Origin of the sequence: Pseudomonas danubii (genome assembly GCF_042980055.1) — a bacterium.
GTDB lineage: Bacteria > Pseudomonadota > Gammaproteobacteria > Pseudomonadales > Pseudomonadaceae > Aquipseudomonas > Aquipseudomonas danubii.
Genome location: NZ_CP116502.1, coordinates 2,122,230 through 2,138,260 on the forward strand (window position 1 = coordinate 2,122,230; position 16,031 = coordinate 2,138,260).

The 16,031-nt window shown below is 60.7% G+C and carries 14 protein-coding genes and 1 other RNA gene; 5 read left to right on the plus strand and 10 right to left on the minus strand.

The features are described from left to right. Window positions 1-4: 4 nt before the first annotated feature. Window positions 5-787, minus strand: a complete 783-nt coding sequence (locus PFZ56_RS09835; RefSeq protein ID WP_110653090.1) for a helix-turn-helix domain-containing protein — start codon at window positions 785-787, stop codon at window positions 5-7. 115 nt (window positions 788-902) lie between these two features. On the opposite strand from PFZ56_RS09835, the gene PFZ56_RS09840 reads away from it, so the two are divergent. The 4 genes from PFZ56_RS09840 to PFZ56_RS09855 all read left to right on the plus strand — a co-directional run bounded on the left by PFZ56_RS09840 (window position 903) and on the right by PFZ56_RS09855 (window position 5,323). Continuing rightward, on the plus strand, window positions 903-1,787 hold the full coding sequence (locus PFZ56_RS09840; RefSeq protein ID WP_170001226.1) for an EamA family transporter: 885 nt from the start codon (window positions 903-905) through the stop codon (window positions 1,785-1,787). A gap of 114 nt (window positions 1,788-1,901) precedes the next feature. Beyond that, the gene (locus tag PFZ56_RS09845) at window positions 1,902-3,542 is read left to right on the plus strand and encodes a glycosyltransferase family 39 protein (RefSeq protein ID WP_170001225.1); all 1,641 of its coding nucleotides are present in this window, start codon (window positions 1,902-1,904) and stop codon (window positions 3,540-3,542) included. A gap of 70 nt (window positions 3,543-3,612) precedes the next feature. Continuing rightward, entirely contained in the window at window positions 3,613-4,068 is a 456-nt protein-coding gene (locus PFZ56_RS09850) for a GNAT family N-acetyltransferase (protein WP_110595972.1), read from the plus strand. Window positions 4,069-4,330: 262 nt separating this feature from the next. Beyond that, window positions 4,331-5,323, plus strand: coding sequence for a TerC family protein (locus PFZ56_RS09855; protein ID WP_102878311.1), 993 nt, complete (start codon window positions 4,331-4,333; stop codon window positions 5,321-5,323). 149 nt (window positions 5,324-5,472) lie between these two features. Here PFZ56_RS09855 and PFZ56_RS09860 read toward each other — a convergent pair whose 3' ends face one another. The 3 genes from PFZ56_RS09860 to PFZ56_RS09870 all read right to left on the minus strand — a co-directional run bounded on the left by PFZ56_RS09860 (window position 5,473) and on the right by PFZ56_RS09870 (window position 7,776). After that, the gene (locus PFZ56_RS09860; protein WP_170001224.1) at window positions 5,473-5,850 is read right to left on the minus strand and encodes a DUF6124 family protein; all 378 of its coding nucleotides are present in this window, start codon (window positions 5,848-5,850) and stop codon (window positions 5,473-5,475) included. Window positions 5,851-6,492: 642 nt separating this feature from the next. Continuing rightward, window positions 6,493-6,930, minus strand: coding sequence for a GNAT family N-acetyltransferase (locus PFZ56_RS09865; RefSeq protein WP_110595974.1), 438 nt, complete (start codon window positions 6,928-6,930; stop codon window positions 6,493-6,495). Window positions 6,931-7,227: 297 nt separating this feature from the next. Continuing rightward, window positions 7,228-7,776 carry a GNAT family N-acetyltransferase gene (locus tag PFZ56_RS09870; RefSeq protein ID WP_102878314.1) on the minus strand — a complete coding sequence of 183 codons (549 nt, stop codon included), beginning with the start codon at window positions 7,774-7,776 and terminating at the stop codon, window positions 7,228-7,230. Between the two features lie 157 nt (window positions 7,777-7,933). On the opposite strand from PFZ56_RS09870, the gene PFZ56_RS09875 reads away from it, so the two are divergent. Next, on the plus strand, window positions 7,934-8,782 hold the full coding sequence (locus PFZ56_RS09875) for an AraC family transcriptional regulator (protein ID WP_102878315.1): 849 nt from the start codon (window positions 7,934-7,936) through the stop codon (window positions 8,780-8,782). Between the two features lie 513 nt (window positions 8,783-9,295). On the opposite strand, the gene ssrA is transcribed toward PFZ56_RS09875, so the two are convergent. From ssrA to PFZ56_RS09905, 6 genes are all read right to left on the minus strand, one after another. Then, window positions 9,296-9,689: a transfer-messenger RNA gene (gene ssrA / locus PFZ56_RS09880) on the minus strand. Window positions 9,690-9,776: 87 nt separating this feature from the next. Then, the gene (locus PFZ56_RS09885) at window positions 9,777-10,064 is read right to left on the minus strand and encodes a hypothetical protein (RefSeq protein WP_102878316.1); all 288 of its coding nucleotides are present in this window, start codon (window positions 10,062-10,064) and stop codon (window positions 9,777-9,779) included. Between the two features lie 211 nt (window positions 10,065-10,275). Then, window positions 10,276-13,086, minus strand: coding sequence for an FAD-binding and (Fe-S)-binding domain-containing protein (locus tag PFZ56_RS09890; RefSeq protein ID WP_170001177.1), 2,811 nt, complete (start codon window positions 13,084-13,086; stop codon window positions 10,276-10,278). After that, on the minus strand, window positions 13,083-13,754 hold the full coding sequence (locus PFZ56_RS09895; protein ID WP_170001176.1) for a lactate utilization protein: 672 nt from the start codon (window positions 13,752-13,754) through the stop codon (window positions 13,083-13,085). The genes PFZ56_RS09890 and PFZ56_RS09895 overlap by 4 nt, the downstream gene beginning before the upstream one ends. Beyond that, complete coding sequence (locus PFZ56_RS09900) at window positions 13,754-15,208, minus strand: LutB/LldF family L-lactate oxidation iron-sulfur protein (RefSeq protein ID WP_102878319.1); 1,455 nt, start codon at window positions 15,206-15,208, stop codon at window positions 13,754-13,756. The genes PFZ56_RS09895 and PFZ56_RS09900 overlap by 1 nt, the downstream gene beginning before the upstream one ends. Next, on the minus strand, window positions 15,205-16,029 hold the full coding sequence (locus PFZ56_RS09905) for a (Fe-S)-binding protein (protein ID WP_110595981.1): 825 nt from the start codon (window positions 16,027-16,029) through the stop codon (window positions 15,205-15,207). Before PFZ56_RS09905 ends, PFZ56_RS09900 begins: the two co-directional genes overlap by 4 nt. Window positions 16,030-16,031 lie beyond the last annotated feature (2 nt).

The window sequence follows — 16,031 nt, forward strand, 5'->3', positions numbered from 1 at the left end:
TCCTTCAGGCCCGGGCCCGGGCAAAGTAACGACTGGGCGCCTCGCCCAGGACCTTGCGAAACACACTGCTGAAGGCACTCGGGCTGCTGTAGCCCAGGTCGCTGGCGACCCGGGTCACGGCCTCGCCCTGGCCCAGGCGCACCACGGCCGCCAACAGGCAGGCCTGCTGGCGCCATTCGACGAAACTGATGCCGGTGTGCTGGCGAAACAGCCGGGTGAAGGTACGACGGCTCATGCCGGCGCGCTCGGCTATGGCATCGATCCCCAACTCCAGCGATGGCTGTTCCAGCAGCTCGCGACAGACCCTGGCCAGCCGCGGCTCGTCCGGCAGCGGGGCGTTGAGGGTCAAGGCCGGCATGCTGGCGACTTCATGCAGCAGCAGGTTCATCAACTGCCCCGGCACACCGTCCCTGGCGTAGAGCGTGGGGAGGTGCATGGCCCGCAGCAGTAGCTGGCGCAGCAACTCGGACACTTCCCGCACCTCGCATTGCTCCGGTAAGCCCAGGCGCTTTGCTGCCCGGGGGCGCACATAGGTGTTGAGCATGGTCACCGGCCCGCTCATGTGCATGGCATGGGTCACTCCGGCCGGCACCCAAATGGCCCGCTGTGGCGGCACCACCCAGTTGCCCTGTTCGGTGTAGACGCTGATGACCCCGGTGGCGGCGTAGGCGAATTGCCCGCGTCGATGCTGGTGTTCGGCGAAGTACTGGCCGTCCGCATAGTCGATGGCCGTGACCAGCGCGTCTCGGGGGATGTTTTCGTAGGGATCGATATCGATAGGTCGCATGGCCCGAATCTACTGATAGTTGACCTGATACTGCAAGCGGGCCATGGCGTGCTCCGGCGATAGTTCGGCCCCGGCCGGGGATTTGCTCGCGGCCGCCTTTCCTGGACCGCGCGACATGCAGAAAAAACACCTGTTCCTGGCCTTGCTGGTGACGGCCTTGTGGGGCCTGAACTTCCCCATCACCAAGCTTGGGCTGGCGAGTATCGATCCATTGCTGCTCACCGCCTTGCGCTTCACCCTGGCGGCGTTGCCCTGGGTATTGCTGATACCTCGCCCGCCTGTGGCATTCGCCTGGTTGGCGGCCTACGGGCTGATTTTCGGCGTGGCCATGTGGGCCCTGATCAACCTGGGGATTGAGCAGGGCGTGGCTCCGGGCACGGCTTCGCTGTTGATCCAGTTCAGCGCCTTTTTTTCCCTGGGCTGGGGCGTGTTGCTGTTCGGCGAGCGCCTGCGCTGGCAGCAGGTTCTGGCCACGGCCATTGCGCTGTGGGGGTTGCTGCGGATCATCGGCGACAGCCCCGGGCACGCCACCAGCCTGGGTTACGCCTTGCTGCTGGTGAGCGCCTTCAGCTGGAGTGTGGGCAACGTCATCATCAAGCGTTGTGGGGTTCGCGAGGTGTTCGCCTTCGTGGTCTGGGCCAGCCTGTTTGCGCCGTTGCCGCTGCTGGCGTTGACCTGGATAAGCCATGGGAGTGCGCCGTTTCTGCAACTGGCCGGGCAGGTGTCTGTCAGTGCGGCCTTGTCCCTGATGTTCCAGGTCTATGCGGCAACGCACTTCTGTTACTGGGGCTGGAACCTGTTGCTGCGGGAGTATCCGGTCTCTCGGGTGGCGCCCTTGTCGTTGCTGATCCCGGTGTTCGGCATGGCCGGGTCGGTGTTGATCCTGGGGCAGCGGGTCGGGGTCGATGAGGCTGTATCCATGGGCCTGATCCTGCTGGCGCTGGCAGTGGGGCAGTTCGACTGGCGCCGGTTTTCGGCCCTGCATCGCCGGTCCCTGTAGCCGCTGCCGCAGGCGGGTTTCTTATCCTCGTTCAGTCACCGTTCAGGGGTATCGCGCGCACCATGTCCAGCCTTACGCCGAGCTTATGGCACGGCACTTTCTGGTGGGGCGAAGATGGTTCGAGAAACGCGTTTCGGGATTGAGTCCTGGGGTATCTACCTGGTGGCCCTGCTGCTGTTCACCTTTGGCATCTGGGACGAGCAGCCCCAGGGTTTCGACGGCCGTTGGGCGCTGTTTCTGCAGGAGATGTTCCGTCACGGGCCGAGCCTGTTCCCCACCACTTACGGCCAGCCGTATCCGGACTATCCGGCTACCGCGACCTTCTTCAGCTACCTGTTTGCCCAGGCCTTCGGCGCCCCCAATCACTTGGCCAATATCCTGCCCACTGCGCTGGCCTCGGCCGGGGTGCTGGCGTTGCTGTATCGCTTGCTGGCGCCTTCGGGGCGCACCTGGGCGCTGCTCGCGGTACTGCTGACGGCGCTGACCAGCCAGCTGTTGGACAAGTCCCGCTCGGTGTGCCTGGACCAGATGGTTTCACTGCTGTGCCTGGGGGCTTTCTACCTGCTGCACAGCGGCGAACAGCGTGGCTCGCGGCTGCGGCCACTGATGGTGCTGCCGCTGTTCGTGCTGGCCTTCGCCATTCGTGGGCCCTTGGGGCTGGTGGAAGTCTGCGGGGTGGTCTGCACCTATTGGCTGTTGGGTGAGAGCCGTACCCAGGAGGCGCGCCGTATCTTGTTCAAGCGCGTGCTCGGCTACGGTTTCAGTGGCCTGCTGTTGCTGGCAGCCTGTTGGTGGCTGCTGCTGAAGCTGGCTTATCTCAGCGGTGGCGAGGCCTTTGTGCAGCAGGTCTACCACATGCAGGTGGGCGGGCGTCTGGATGAGAGTGGCGAGCCGTTCTACTTCTATTTTCAGTTGGCGTTGTACCGCTACTTCCCTGTGGTGCCCCTGGCCCTGGTGACGCTGTGGATGCTGCGCCACCAAGTGTTCCGGCGCCATGCCGACCCGCAGCTGCGCCTGGTACTGCGTTTTGGCGCCTGCGGCCTGATGATCCTGCTGGGCTTGTCGGTGCCGCATTTCAAACGCGCTTATTACATCTTGCCCATGGTGCCGATGTTCGCTGCGGTTGCCGCCTACGGCCTGCTCATGGTCCGGGGCCGGCTGGACAAAGTACGCAGCGCCTACCTGTGGCTGGTGGGTTTGTTGCCGGGGTTGTGCATCCTGGTGCTGTTCGTCCTTAAACACAGCTGGCACAAACACGGTTACTGGCCGCCGGTGTCCATGCCGCTGCTGATCGCGATCTTTGTCCTGTTGCAGCTGCTGGCGCTGTACTGCTGGCGCAAGACCCTGGGCAGTTTCGGCCGGCGGCTGGTACTGCTCAGCGGACTGGCCCTGACGGCGCAATGGACGCTGCTGGTGGCGGTGGTGGACCCGGCCAAGGACCTGCAATTCGACACCCAGGGTTTTGTTTCCCAGGTGGAGCAACGGCGCGCGGCCGAACACGGCCTCCTGGTGTTCTTCAATCTGGGCCAGGACACCTGGGCCGTGCGCTACATGATGAACCTGGACCACGACGAACAGCCGCTGTTTGTCAGCGGCGATGCCCCCGGACAACTGGACACATTGCCCCACGGCTCCTGGGTGATCGTGGCGCGCAAGGATCGAGAGAAGCTCCAGGGCACCTCGCTGGAAAACCAGCAGCCGGTGTACGAGGGGCGCTTGAATGACAATCCCTGTTTGGTGTTTCAGTTGCAGTAAGTCCTTGGCAGCGAGTGGTGCGGGTCGTATTTTTGGCCACTGCGATCCGCGTTGAAACCAGGGAGTGGTCATGGAATGCCAAGTGCGTCCGGCCCTAGAGGCCGATGCCGCGAGGGTCAGCCAAGTGATCCTGGCGGCCTTGCTCACCAGCAATGCCCAGGACTATCCCGCCAGTGTGATCGAGCGGGTCCAGGCCAGCTTCACCACCGATTCCGTGCGCCAACTGATGCAGCGCCGGCAGATGTTCGTCGCCCTGGTGGACGGGGAATTGCTGGGCACCGCCAGCCTCGACGGGCGCGCGGTGCGTTCGGTGTTTGTCGATCCGGCGTACCACGGCCATGGCCTGGGCCGGCAACTGATGGCCGCGGTCGAGCAGGCGGCGCTGGACTCGGGTTTGACCTCGCTGGTGGTGCCCTCATCGGTCACCGCCGAAGGCTTTTATGCACGCCTGGGTTTTGTCCGGGTACGCGAGCATTACGAGGGCGAGGAGCTGACGTTGATCATGGAGCGGGCCCTGAGCCCTTGAGGAAGAACACGCGGGGCGGGCTTCTTCGGTGCTGATGCCGCTGCGAATTGAGCCCGCAGACTGGCGACCGCCGAGTGCGCTGGCGCCAGGTGATGAGCGCCACTGAGGTCTTGCAAATAGACATAACTTGCAACTCTTGCATTGTTGCGAAACCCCATGCGGCTATTTAGTTTTTTCCTCACAACGCCGGGCCCCTCTGACAGCTAATCGCTGCCATGTCGGAGTTGCAGTTTGTACAACTTCGACACTGGGAGGCGCACTCATGACAGCCCTTGAATCCTTCTTTTTTGCTGAGTTTCTCGGCACCGCTACGTGGCTTTGGTTCGCGTTTATCAGCATCGTTGTCGGCCTGCTGGTCTTCGACCTTGGGGTGTTACACCGTGAGCATCGAGAAATCGGCGTTCGTGAAAGTCTGCTGCTGTCTGCGGGCTACATCGCGGCTGGCTTGCTGTTCGGCCTTTGGGTCTGGCAGGTCAAGGGCGGTGACGCCGGGATGGATTTCTACACCGGCTTTCTGATCGAGAAATCGTTGTCGATGGACAACGTGTTCCTGATGGCGATGATCTTCAGCTTTCTGTCCATTCCGCGGCAGTATCAGCATGAGGTGCTGTTCTGGGGAATTCTCGGCGTGATAGTGCTACGCGCCATCATGATTGGCCTCGGTGCGGCGCTGATCGCCGAGTTCAGTTGGATTCTCTATGGGTTCGGCGTCTTCCTGCTGCTGACTGGGGTAAAGATGCTGTTCAGCAAGCTCGATGATCACCCCGACCTCAGCGAAAACCTGCTGGTGAAGTTCCTGCGCAAGCACATGCGGGTGACCGATCGCCTGCATGAAGGGCGCTTCTTCGTCCGCCAGGCCGATGCCAGTGGTACGTCCGTGGTCTGGGCCACGCCGTTGTTCCTGGCCCTGGTGCTGATCGAGTGCGCCGACCTGGTGTTCGCGGTGGACAGCGTCCCGGCGATCTTTGCCATCACCCAGGACCCGTTCATCGTCTACACCTCGAACATCTTCGCCATCCTCGGTCTGCGGGCGTTGTATTTCGCCCTGGCAGCGATGATTCACCGCTTCGCCTATCTCAAGTACGCCCTGGCGCTGGTGCTGGTGTTTATCGGCGGCAAGATCTTCATGGTCGGCATCATCGGCAAGATTCCAGCGGTCATTTCCTTGAGTGTGACCCTGGCTTTGCTGCTGGGCGGCGTGCTGGTATCGCTGTGGAAAACCCGCGGGCAGGTGTCTGCTGGTCCGCAGGTTTAGATCCCGATGGACAGCAGCCTTGTTGAGGCATCAGACACCTGGACCGGGCGCGCATTCTCGACTGAGTGCGTGTCCGGTTTCATTCGACCGCTACAAAACAGCGCGGTAGGTCGTGCTGCCGCGCTGTGCTTTTACGAGGCTTGCTACCTCTAGGGCCTGTGGCGACTGCCATCGAGCAAGGCATCTACCACCGCTCGCGCCATCTCCACCGAGTGCACCAGGGACCAGATCAGACCGCGCTCGATGCCACTGCCGCGCTCGGTGATTTCATCGGAGACTTCCTCGGCGCTTTTGAGCAGCAGGGAGACGTGGAGCAGGGCTTCTTCGGCGTTGATGCCGCCGCGTACCGAGAACAGAGAATCGCGACTCACCGGGGTACTGATGGTTTTCTTCAGCGACTGGATCAGAGAGGCATCGGCAGGCTGAAGTGACAGTTTCTGCCGGATCTGCTGATTGGCCAGATCGTGTTCGGGGTTTCTGCCGCGCTGGGCAGCAGTGAGGGGCGGATCGGGGACGAGCTTTTTCATGGCGTAACTCCTAATCGATGGTAGGAGCCTTCACCGTCGCTGCTAAACGATGGGGTGGCGGCCGTTCGCAGGTTAGCAGTACCGGTCGATTAGGAACCCGGCGCACCCGAAGGTGCCCTGCGCACGGCCGCCATAAAACGGAGCCCAAAAAACGCCACGTAGATGGCGGCGCTGTGCGCCTAATCGATTACGAGCTGCTAAACCCGGTCACTGAATGTGCAGTGACGGATCGAGGCTAGCCAGGGTGAGGGGGTAGGCGCAAGCGGCTAGGAGTTTCTAGGAAAGTTCGCACAATAGAAAGAGACTTAACGCGGCTTTGGGGCAACCAATGCTCGGTCCGTGAGAGTGGGGAGGGGCGGTTGGCGATGGTGGCTGAACGTTAAGGCCAGCATCAACAAAGCCCGCACAAGGCGCGCTTTGTTGATGCTTCGTTTGGTTGGCTACCAGGAACCCCGATATCGTCTAGCGCTTGCGCCACGGCGAGAAGTGCGTCCCCGGCGGTGTAGAGGATGGTCACGTGCTCATCGTCGAAGTACAGCGTCGGGAAAAGCTTGCATGGCGTAGGGCTTTCGGAATCAAAAGCGATTGGAGTTGAAGGTAATTAGAACGTTTGTGCAAAGCTCGGATTGTATTTGGCGAAGTTCAAATCCTGATCCTCGCCAGCATATCTTCGCCGTCTGCATCCATACCAACCTCGACAAACCCGAAGCTGGAGTAAAACCCTTTAGCTACGATGTTCTTGGGGTTGTAGCAAATTTCAATTTCTTTCAAATCTGCGATCTGTTTTATTTCTTGGAGGGCGAGACCCAGCGCTACTCTGCCGATGGATTTCTGCTGATGTTCTTTGTCCACCATAAAGCGCCAAATAGAGACTTTGCCTTTTGATTCCTGCACCCACATAAAAAAGCCTACAGGCTCTCCATCCGCGATTATGGCGCGTGTGAAGTAGCCTGGGTTGTACGCAGCCTCAACGAGCGACCAGGTATTACTTGCCACGTAGTCTTCCTGTTCTTCAGTGACCTCCAGTTCACAAATCGCCTCATAGTTTTGTTGCGTTATTTGGGTAAGTGAGATTTTCATAGAGTCTCCTGAGTTGTGGTGTTGATGAGGCTCAATTAACTTTCATGGGTATATAGTTCATCCTGCGCCTTCACCAGCAGCGCGGCGAACAGGTCGGCGCTGTCCTGCGGCAAGGCTTCGCATTCTTGCTGTTGCTGTTCGCAGCAGTGCTGCGGCGGCGGGGGGGATTCCGGTTAGCTCTCCGTGCAGTTCCAAGTAAGGTTTGAACTCCTCTCCGGCGTTCGTGCGGTTTACGTCGTCACCAGGCTGCGTCCGTCGGTTGTGGCCGCCGTACATCGGTGCCTTTGGTTTGTGTCCTTACTCTTTCGTATGGTCCAGCCATTCTTGGTAGGTGATACGGCTAATGTGTTCTGTCCGATAGTCTTGGAGGAACTGGTTGTATTTGTTTTCTTCCGTGTGATGAAAGCGAAAGCCACACTTCGATTGAGCAGCATAGGACTGGATGTTGTTGGCGAAGTAACCACACCAAAGTGCTTTGAGGTTCAGGTTTTCAAAGGCGTGTCGCATCACTTCACGTACTGCTTCCGGAATCAGGCCTTTACCCCAGTACGGCACGCCGATCCAGTAGGCGATTTCCCCTTCCTGCTCACTGATTTCAAAATTGCTGTTGCTGCCTATGAGAATGCCCACACAACCAACAGCACGGCGATTTTCCTTCAATTCGACCGCGTACACCTCGGGGTGATTGAAGACCGTACGGATGATGTCGGCACTGTTCTCCACACTGGTGTGGGGGGGCCAGCCAGCGATAGGGCCGACTCGGGCGTCTTTGGCATATTCGTATAGATCATCGGCGTCTGTGTCCTGCCAGGGGCGCAGCAAGAGTCGTTCTGTTTTAAGTGTCATGTCCTGTACTCGTAATGGATTGATTCGTTCAGGACAGAGTATTGGGAGGCATATCATCGGTACACGTCAGTACCTCGGCTTTTTCGGTACTTTTAGAAACAGCTGCGCCAAGCGGTGATAGGATTTTGGCTCTTGTTTGTTGTAGCGCTGGGTCACTATGCATCACATTCCGAAACTTTCCGTTCCTGGCGACTTGATGCGGATGGGAGAAACCACGCTAGCGGAAGGGCTAGGTTTACCGCTTTCCTTCGGTCACGCTTATTTGACGCTGCTGGTGTGCCTCTCCGGTAGTGCCCACTTCACACTTAACTTCAAAGAGCATGCGGTTAGGCGCGGTGCTGTGATGCTACTGGCTGAGGACACTATTGCCTTGCTCAAACGTCGCTCGCGCCGCTTCAAGGTGTTTTTCTGCCTTATGCCGAAAAGTTTTGCCGCGGAGGTTGCCTACCCACTGCCAAATACGTTGTTCGTATTTCTGCATGACCATCCTCATTGCGTTCCATCCAGGGACGACATGCCGTTGATAGAGGGCTGGGTGACGCAGATGCGGAACATTGCGCAGACCTGCCCCACCTACCAACGCATCATGTTGCGCAATCAGTTGCAGAACCTCTTTTTGAAAATAGCCGAGCAACTTCCAGCCAGCCAAATAGAAAACAGGGGATTCAGCCGGAAGGAAATGCTCAGTTGGCGCTTCTGGGAATTGATAGGCAAACATTGTGTGCGCCACCGAGATGTGAAGTTCTACGCCGACGCACTGAATATCACGCCGTTCTACCTGTCGCAGTTGACCAAAGCATTTTTCAATGACACACCCAAGGGCCTGATTGATCGGCAGGTAACCTTGGAAATCAAGGCGCTTCTTTCATACAGTGACTTGGCTATTGGCCGTGTGGCCGACGAACTGAACTTCGCCGACGCATCTTACTTGTGTCGCTACTTCAAGCGCCAAACGGGGATTTCGCTGTCCCGTTATCGTAAGCACAAGAGGGAGGATGGGGGATAGGACTGACCTGCGGTCGAAATAGAGGAGCGAAGGTGCACTACATTTTGATTACATATAGAGCGTTCGCTTTAGGTCGGCTACCGCATTTCACAGCAAGCAGCATTCTGCAGATTCTGTTGAGAATCGGACTGCCTAAACGGATTGAATCGTGACTGGTTAAAACGCCTTTTTTGCAAACGACTAACCGAAATCTGAGTTCGGAAGCCTTTGCCGAAGTAAAGAACTCAACTTCGGACGCATTATTTTCTTCTGCAGAAACCATGGCCGGCTTTTTCAACGGAGTCAGCCAAATGCAATCACTCGAATACGTCTACTAAATCAAGGCGGTTCAGCACTCTATGACATCATTCGGTATTCCAAAAACTACCCCTGAAGGGCTTGGAATACCTTGTGGAATACAAGAAGGTGGGGATTTTGTCGGACGTCTGTGGACGCTATTAGGCGCCCAGGCCCTGTATTTTCTGGATCTCAGGCACAAAAAAAGACGTCCAAGGACGTCTTTTCTTGTTGAGTTGGTGGAGCCGGGGGGATTTGAACCCCCGTCCGCCAGTACTCCGCTGTCGGTACTACATGCTTAGCCGTGTCTATTGAGTTAACCCTCAGCGACCCGACGGGCAGGGTGCTTTGGGCGAGTTGTGTAAGTTTTAGCCGCTTCGTCCACAACGTACTGCACGGCGATTCTGTTCTATATGACAATCATTTTGGGTTTACAGACATCCCCTGATGATTGCTGGACCCGAAGGTACCAGGGGGGAAGGGCTAAGGCTGCTTACGCAGCGAGAGCGTAATCCCCGTAGGTTTCGTCATTGGCAACTATAGGAAGTTGCAACAGTGGATTTACGAGTTCTGTTACCAACTCGGCATGCACCTAAAGTTTCGCAACCGGCGTCGAATCCTAAACGGCCCCGAACCTGTTGTGCATTACCAACAGGTGGGCGGATTCTACGCTAAGCGAGCGCAGAAGGCCAACCCGAAGGTTGGCCTATGTATCGGCCTATTGACCGCCCTTGGTGTTGTTCTGCAATTGCTGGATCGCCTGGGTGGTCAGGGAGATGCAGTTCTTGGTGCCTTCCTCGGTGCCTTTGGCCTGTTCGGCGGTGGCTTGCTGGACCTTGGCGTCGATGTTGCTGCTCAGGTCCGAGCTCATGGCCTCGGTGCTGACCTTGGCATCCTTGATCTTTTGCAGGTTGATCTGGCACAGGTCCTCTTGCCCGGCGGCAAACACCGGGGAGGCCAGCATCGCGGCGGTGATGAACAGTCCAGCCAGTGCAGAACGCTTCATGGTTATCTCCTTGATCGCAGGGGCTCGGCGTTGCCGGTCAACAGGACGGGCGGCCGAGTGGGGCTAAGCCCTTTTTGTGCGGGCCTGGAAAATGGACTACAGCGGTGCGCCGGGGTTCTGTTTTTTTTGCGATGAACTGGAACAGCCGTTATCGCGTTTAAGCAGGCACCAAAAAGGGGCGAAGCCGCCCCTTGTTGTCCTGCCCCTGAAGTCAGACCGCTTTGGCCCGGGTGACCCGGTCCACCAGGTAGACCAGCCCGTGATAGTCGATCCCGCCGTGCTGGCTGAGGCCGATTTCACAGGTGCGGCTGGTGGAGATGCCTTCGCTGCAATACTGCACCGCGTCCTTGAGGCTGCGCAGGGAGTGGGCATTGAGCTCCGGGGTGGTGAAGCCCTTGTCGCCGGCGAAACCACAGCAGTGGATGCCTTCGGGGATCACCACGTTGTTGCTGCAACGCCGGGCCAGTTCGATCAGCGCCTGGCTCTCGCCCAGGTGCTGGGTGCTGCAGGTGACGTGCACGGCGATTGGCGCTTCCTGGGGGGTGAACTCCAGGCGCTCCAGCAGGTGGGTGCGGATGAAACGCACCGGGTCGTAGAGGTCCAGGCGCACATCCCCCAGGTCCTGCACCAGACGCAGGGTGCAGGGACTGGTGTCGCAGTAGATCGGGTCAAGGCCGCCACGGCTGGCGTGGAGCAGGGCGCCGATCAGTTCCTGGCGTTTGTCTTCGGCCTGGGTGGCGTAGCCCTTGGAGGCGAAGGGCTGGCCGCAGCAGAGGTTGTCCAGGTTGTCCGGCAGCACCACTTGATAGCCGGCCTTTTCCAGCAGACCGCGGGTTTTTTCGTAGAGCGACGATTGTTCCTTGTCGCCTGCTGCTGGCCCCATCACTCGGGACACGCAGGCCGCCAGGTACACCACCCGCGGGCGCGCGTCGCTGACGCTCGGGCTGAAGCGAATGGCCTTTTCCGGCTGGGGCATGGCGTTGTTCCACTGCGGCACCCGGCCTTTGGACAGGCGCGTCAGGCTCGCCGACAGCTTGCTCAGGCGCGGCGCTCCCAGGAGCATGCGCGCACCGTTCGCCACGTGCAGGGTGAAGCGCGCGCCCTGCAAGGTGCTGGCGAAATGCGAGCCGAGCCAGTCGGCGGTGCCGGTGTGAGTGGCGTGCTCGCTGCGCAGTTTCTTCACCAGCTCGCCGGTGTTGATGCCCACCGGGCAGCGCTGGGCGCACAGGCCGGTGGCGGCGCAGGTGTCGATGCCCTGGTACTGATAGGCCGCCTCTAGCTCGGAGGTGTCGATGCCGGCGCGTTTGCGTGCCTGGATGTCGCGCCAGATGACGATGCGCTGGCGCGGGCTCAGGGTCAGGCCCTTGGATGGGCACACCGGTTCGCAGAAACCGCACTCGATGCACTTATCCACAATCTCGTCGGCCGCCGGCAGCGGTTTGAGATGCTTCAGGTGGATCTGCGGATCTTCGCTGAGCACCACGTCCGGGTTGAGGATGCCGTTGGGGTCCAGCAGGCGCTTGAGTTGCCACATCAATTGGTAGGCATCGCTGCCCCATTCCAGCTCGACGAAGGGCGCCATGTTGCGTCCGGTGCCGTGCTCGGCCTTCAGCGAACCGCCGAATTCCACCGCCACCAGTTGCGCCACGTCGTCCATGAACGCCTGGTAGCGGTTCACTTCCTCGCTGCTGTTGAAGCCCTGGGTGAAGACGAAGTGCAGGTTGCCCTCCAGGGCATGGCCGAACAGGATCGCTTCGTCGTAGTGGTGCTTGTCGAACAGCTCGATCAGGCGGTTGACGCCAATGGCCAGCTGTTCCACAGGGAAGGTTACGTCTTCGATGATCACCGTGGTGCCGGTCTTGCGCACTGCGCCCACCGCCGGGAAGGTGTCCTTGCGGATCGCCCAGAGCTTGGCGTTTTCCTGTGGGTCTTCGGTGAAGTCCACCTGTTTTTCCACCGGGAAGGCGGCCAGGGAATTCATGATCTGCGCCAGTTGCTCGTGCAGCAGCGACGAGGACGCGGCGCGGGACTCGATCAGCAGCGCGCAGGCGTTGGCCGAGAGTTGCTGGACGAAAGCCGGCATGCCGGGCTTGTCCTGCACCGAGCGCAGGCTGCGGCGGTCCAGCAGTTCCACCGCCGACACCGGCTGGCTCTTGAGCACGGTCACCGCGTTGCAGCAGGTTTCTACGTCGGGAAAGACGATCAGCGCCGAGGCCTTGTTCGGGTGGTCGATCACCGTGTCGTAGGTCACCGCGCTGATAAAGCCCAGGGTGCCCTCGGAGCCCACCAGCAGATGGCTGAGGATGTCCAGCGGCTCGTCGAAATCCACCAGGGCATTGAGGGACAGGCCAGTGGTGTTTTTCAGCCGGTATTTGTGGCGGATCTTCGCTGCCAGCTCGCTGTTGGCGCGGGTGCTGCGGCCCAGTTCGGCTAGGCGCTCCAGCAACGGACCATGGCTGGCGCGGAAGGCGCTAACGCTGGCCTCATCCTCGGTGTCCAGGCGCGTGCCATCGGCCAGTACCAGGCGAATGCCGGCCAGGGTGTGATAGGTGTTCTGCGCGGTGCCGCAGCACATGCCGCTGGCGTTGTTGGCGACGATGCCGCCGATCTTGCAGGCGTTGATCGAGGCGGGGTCAGGGCCGATCTTGCGCCCGAAAGGTGCCAGCCAGGCATTGGCCTGGGCGCCGATCACCCCGGGCTGCAGACGAATCTGCGTACCCTGATGGCGAATCTCCTTGCCGTTCCAGTTATCCCCCAGAACGATCAGCACCGAGTCGCTGATGGCCTGCCCGGACAGGCTGGTGCCGGCGGCGCGGAAGGTCACCGGCACGCGGTCGCGCTGGGCCAGCTGGAGCAGGGCCACCACTTCATCTTCGGATTCGACGCGGATCACCAGCTTGGGGATCAGCCGGTAGAAGCTGGCATCGGTGCCGAAGGCCAGGGTCGAGAGCGGGTCGTCGAAACGCCGCTCCTGGGGAATCAGTTGCTGGGCATCACGTAGAAAAGCGGCCGGTAGGCTCATTGGTCCTCCAGGATCAGCACCACCAGGTCTTTCGGGCCGTGGGCGCCGTAAGCCAGGACTTGTTCGATATCAGCGGTCTTCGACGGGCCGGACACCAGCAGTGCGTTGGTCGGCATGCCGGCGGCCCAGTTCATCTGTTGCTGCACCTGATAGAAGTTGTCGCGGATTTCGCTGGCCTTGAGCAGGGCGAAATGCACCGGCGGCACCAGGCTCATCAGCCGCGGTTCTTCCCGGGTTGGCCAGAGGATCAGGCTGCCGGTGGCGGCGATGGCACCCAGGGTGCCGGTGAGGCTGGCCGGGGTGTCGTTGAACAGCTCGGCTTTCCACTCTTCCACCGGGCGGTCGTAGGCCTTGAGCGCCGGCAGTTGCGGCCGCTCGGCCCAGTGCTGGGTGACCCGCTGGCCGTGGGGCGTGCTCGGGGCGATCAGCAGGCTGGGCAGCTGGCGCTCCTGCAGCAGCCGGGCCAGCAGTTCAGGCCAGTCGGCGCCGGTGCTCAGGTGGATTTCGGTGTGCACCGCTTCCATCTGTTTGCGCAGTTGCGGAATGCGTTGTTCCGCCGTGTAGCTGTAAGGCTCGGTGACCAGCGCCTCGTCGAAGTTATCCACAATCGGCGTGGTACCGGTCAGGCTGTTGCGCAGCTTGGCGAGGATATTGTGTTTCGCGCTCATCAGCGGTCTCCCTGCTTGTCCAGGTGCTCACGGGCCAGGTCATGCAGCGACCGGGCGGCGGGTTTTGGCGCGCTGTGGTTCTGCGTCCAGGGGCCGACCTTGCTCGGGGTGAGGGCGCGCAGGCGGGTGGCGGCCAGGGTGAACAGGCGATACAGGGTCGGCGAGCTGTTGAGGCGGGCCCAGGCGTTCCAGATGAAACGCTCCTTGCGCGAGTACTTGCTGCCCTGACCGCGCATCACTTGATGCGGGCTGTCCGGGGCCTTGACGTTCTCTTCCCGCAGGCGCCGCAGCAGCGCCGGGATCGGGATCTTCACCGGGCAGACTTCGCCACAGGCGCCGCACAGCGAGGAGGCGCTGGGGTGATCCGGCACCTTGGCCAGGCCGACCATGTGCGGGGTGATGATCTTGCCGATAGGCCCCGGGTAGACCTCGCCGTAGGTGTGGCCGCCGACTCGGGTGTAGACCGGGCAGTGGTTCATGCAGGCGCCGCAGCGGATGCAGTTCAGGGTCTGGCGCAGTTCGCTGTCGGCAAAGGCCTGGCTGCGGCCGTTGTCCAGCAGCACCAGGTGCACTTCCTGGGGGCCGTCCAGCTCATGCTCTTTGCGCGGGCCGGAGATCATGTTGACGTAGGTGGTGATGGGCTGGCCGAGGGCCGAGCGGGTCAGCAGTGAAAGCAGCGGCACCACATCGCGCAGGTTCTCGACGACTTTCTCGATCCCGGTGACGGCAATGTGCACTGGCGGCACGGTGGTGGACATGCGCCCGTTGCCTTCGTTTTCCACCAGCAGCAGGGTGCCGGTCTCGGCCACGGCGAAGTTGACGCCGGAGACGCCGATATCGGCTTCGAAGAATTTCTGCCGCAAGACCTTGCGACCGATCTGAATGAGTTGGTCAACGTCCTTGGTGTACTCCACGCCGAGTTTGTCGTGGAACAAGGACGCGACCTGACCGGCATTCTTGTGGATCGCCGGCATAATGATGTGTGAAGGCTTCTCGTGGTCGAGCTGGACGATGAACTCGCCCATGTCCGACTCAAGGCATTCAATGCCTTGTTCAGCGAGGACATGGTTCATTTCCATCTCTTCGCTGACCATCGATTTGCCCTTGATCACTTGCCGCGCCTCGTGAGCGCGGATGATCGAGAGGACGATGCCATTGGCTTCGTCCACCGTTTCCGCCCAGTGCACTGTCACACCGTTGCGGGTCAGGTTCTGTTCCAGGCGCTCGAGCAGGTCGGGCAGCTTGGACAGCGCCCGGGCGCGAATAGCGTTGCCCAGGGCGCGTAGGTGTTCTCTTTCGTGGGCATCGCTGAACGAGGCCGCACGCTTGGCCATGAGTGAGTCCATGGCGCTGCGAAAGTTGTTTCGCAGTTGTTTGTCCCCCAGGGCTTCGTGGGCCCGGGTTCGGAAATCGTCCGCCACGTTGGTGGTCGGAATCAGCTCGGGGGTGCTCATTGTGCACCTCCGGTACGTTGCCAGAGGAAGCTCGCCAGGTGCTGGCCGCGCAATGCCTCTTGCTGTTTCTCCAGCGCGCCGTTGATGTTCATCAAGCAGCCGCAATCGGCACTCAGTACCTGATGCGCGCCGGATTCCTTCAGCGCCCGGGTCTTGTCCGCCACCATGGCGCCGGAGATGTCCGGCATTCGGACGCTGAAAGTCCCGCCAAAGCCACAGCATTCGCTTTCGTGGCTGTGTTCTACCCGTTCCACGTTGCTCAGCTGTGACAGCAACTCACGGCCGTGCAGGTGGGTGTTCATTTCCCGTCGAGCCGAGCAGGAGGTGTGCAGCGCCACCTTGACCGGGGCGCCGCTGTCCTTGAACTGCACCTTGCACACGTGCAGGAGAAACTCGGCCAGCTCGTAGGTGCGGGCGGCCAGGGCCTGCACCTGTTTCAGGGTTTCGGGCTCGTCCTTGAACAAGTCCGCGTAATGCTCGCGCAGCATGCCCGCGCAGGAACCCGACGGCACCACCACCGGATAGTCGCCGGCAAACAGCGCCAGTTGCGAGCGGGCCACGGTGCGCGCCTGCTCGGTGTAACCCGAGGTGTAGGCGGGTTGGCCGCAGCAGCTTTGCCCTTGCGGGTACTCCACGCGAATGCCTTCGCGCTCCAGCAGGTGAATCGCGTCCATCCCGGCTTCGGGATAGAACAGATCGACCACGCAGGTGCCGAACAGGTAAACCCGCGACGGCTTCGCGCTGGGGTACTGCCGGGGTTCGGCCAGCGGTGGCGCGACACGGGTCGCATTGGGCACGGCGTTGTAGAAAAGCTCGCTCATCA

Coding starts and splice junctions, on each gene's coding strand:
- PFZ56_RS09900 (WP_102878319.1), bottom strand. CDS start 15,208: ATGAGCACCCCCGAGCTGATTCCGACCACCAACGTGGCGGACGATTTC.
- PFZ56_RS09860 (WP_170001224.1), bottom strand. CDS start 5,850: ATGAAAAAGCTCGTCCCCGATCCGCCCCTCACTGCTGCCCAGCGCGGC.
- PFZ56_RS09890 (WP_170001177.1), bottom strand. CDS start 13,086: ATGAGCCTACCGGCCGCTTTTCTACGTGATGCCCAGCAACTGATTCCC.
- PFZ56_RS09870 (WP_102878314.1), bottom strand. CDS start 7,776: ATGACACTTAAAACAGAACGACTCTTGCTGCGCCCCTGGCAGGACACA.
- PFZ56_RS09850 (WP_110595972.1), top strand. CDS start 3,613: ATGGAATGCCAAGTGCGTCCGGCCCTAGAGGCCGATGCCGCGAGGGTC.
- PFZ56_RS09840 (WP_170001226.1), top strand. CDS start 903: ATGCAGAAAAAACACCTGTTCCTGGCCTTGCTGGTGACGGCCTTGTGG.
- PFZ56_RS09865 (WP_110595974.1), bottom strand. CDS start 6,930: ATGAAAATCTCACTTACCCAAATAACGCAACAAAACTATGAGGCGATT.
- PFZ56_RS09875 (WP_102878315.1), top strand. CDS start 7,934: ATGCATCACATTCCGAAACTTTCCGTTCCTGGCGACTTGATGCGGATG.
- PFZ56_RS09895 (WP_170001176.1), bottom strand. CDS start 13,754: ATGAGCGCGAAACACAATATCCTCGCCAAGCTGCGCAACAGCCTGACC.
- PFZ56_RS09835 (WP_110653090.1), bottom strand. CDS start 787: ATGCGACCTATCGATATCGATCCCTACGAAAACATCCCCCGAGACGCG.
- PFZ56_RS09855 (WP_102878311.1), top strand. CDS start 4,331: ATGACAGCCCTTGAATCCTTCTTTTTTGCTGAGTTTCTCGGCACCGCT.
- PFZ56_RS09905 (WP_110595981.1), bottom strand. CDS start 16,029: ATGAGCGAGCTTTTCTACAACGCCGTGCCCAATGCGACCCGTGTCGCG.
- PFZ56_RS09845 (WP_170001225.1), top strand. CDS start 1,902: ATGGTTCGAGAAACGCGTTTCGGGATTGAGTCCTGGGGTATCTACCTG.
- PFZ56_RS09885 (WP_102878316.1), bottom strand. CDS start 10,064: ATGAAGCGTTCTGCACTGGCTGGACTGTTCATCACCGCCGCGATGCTG.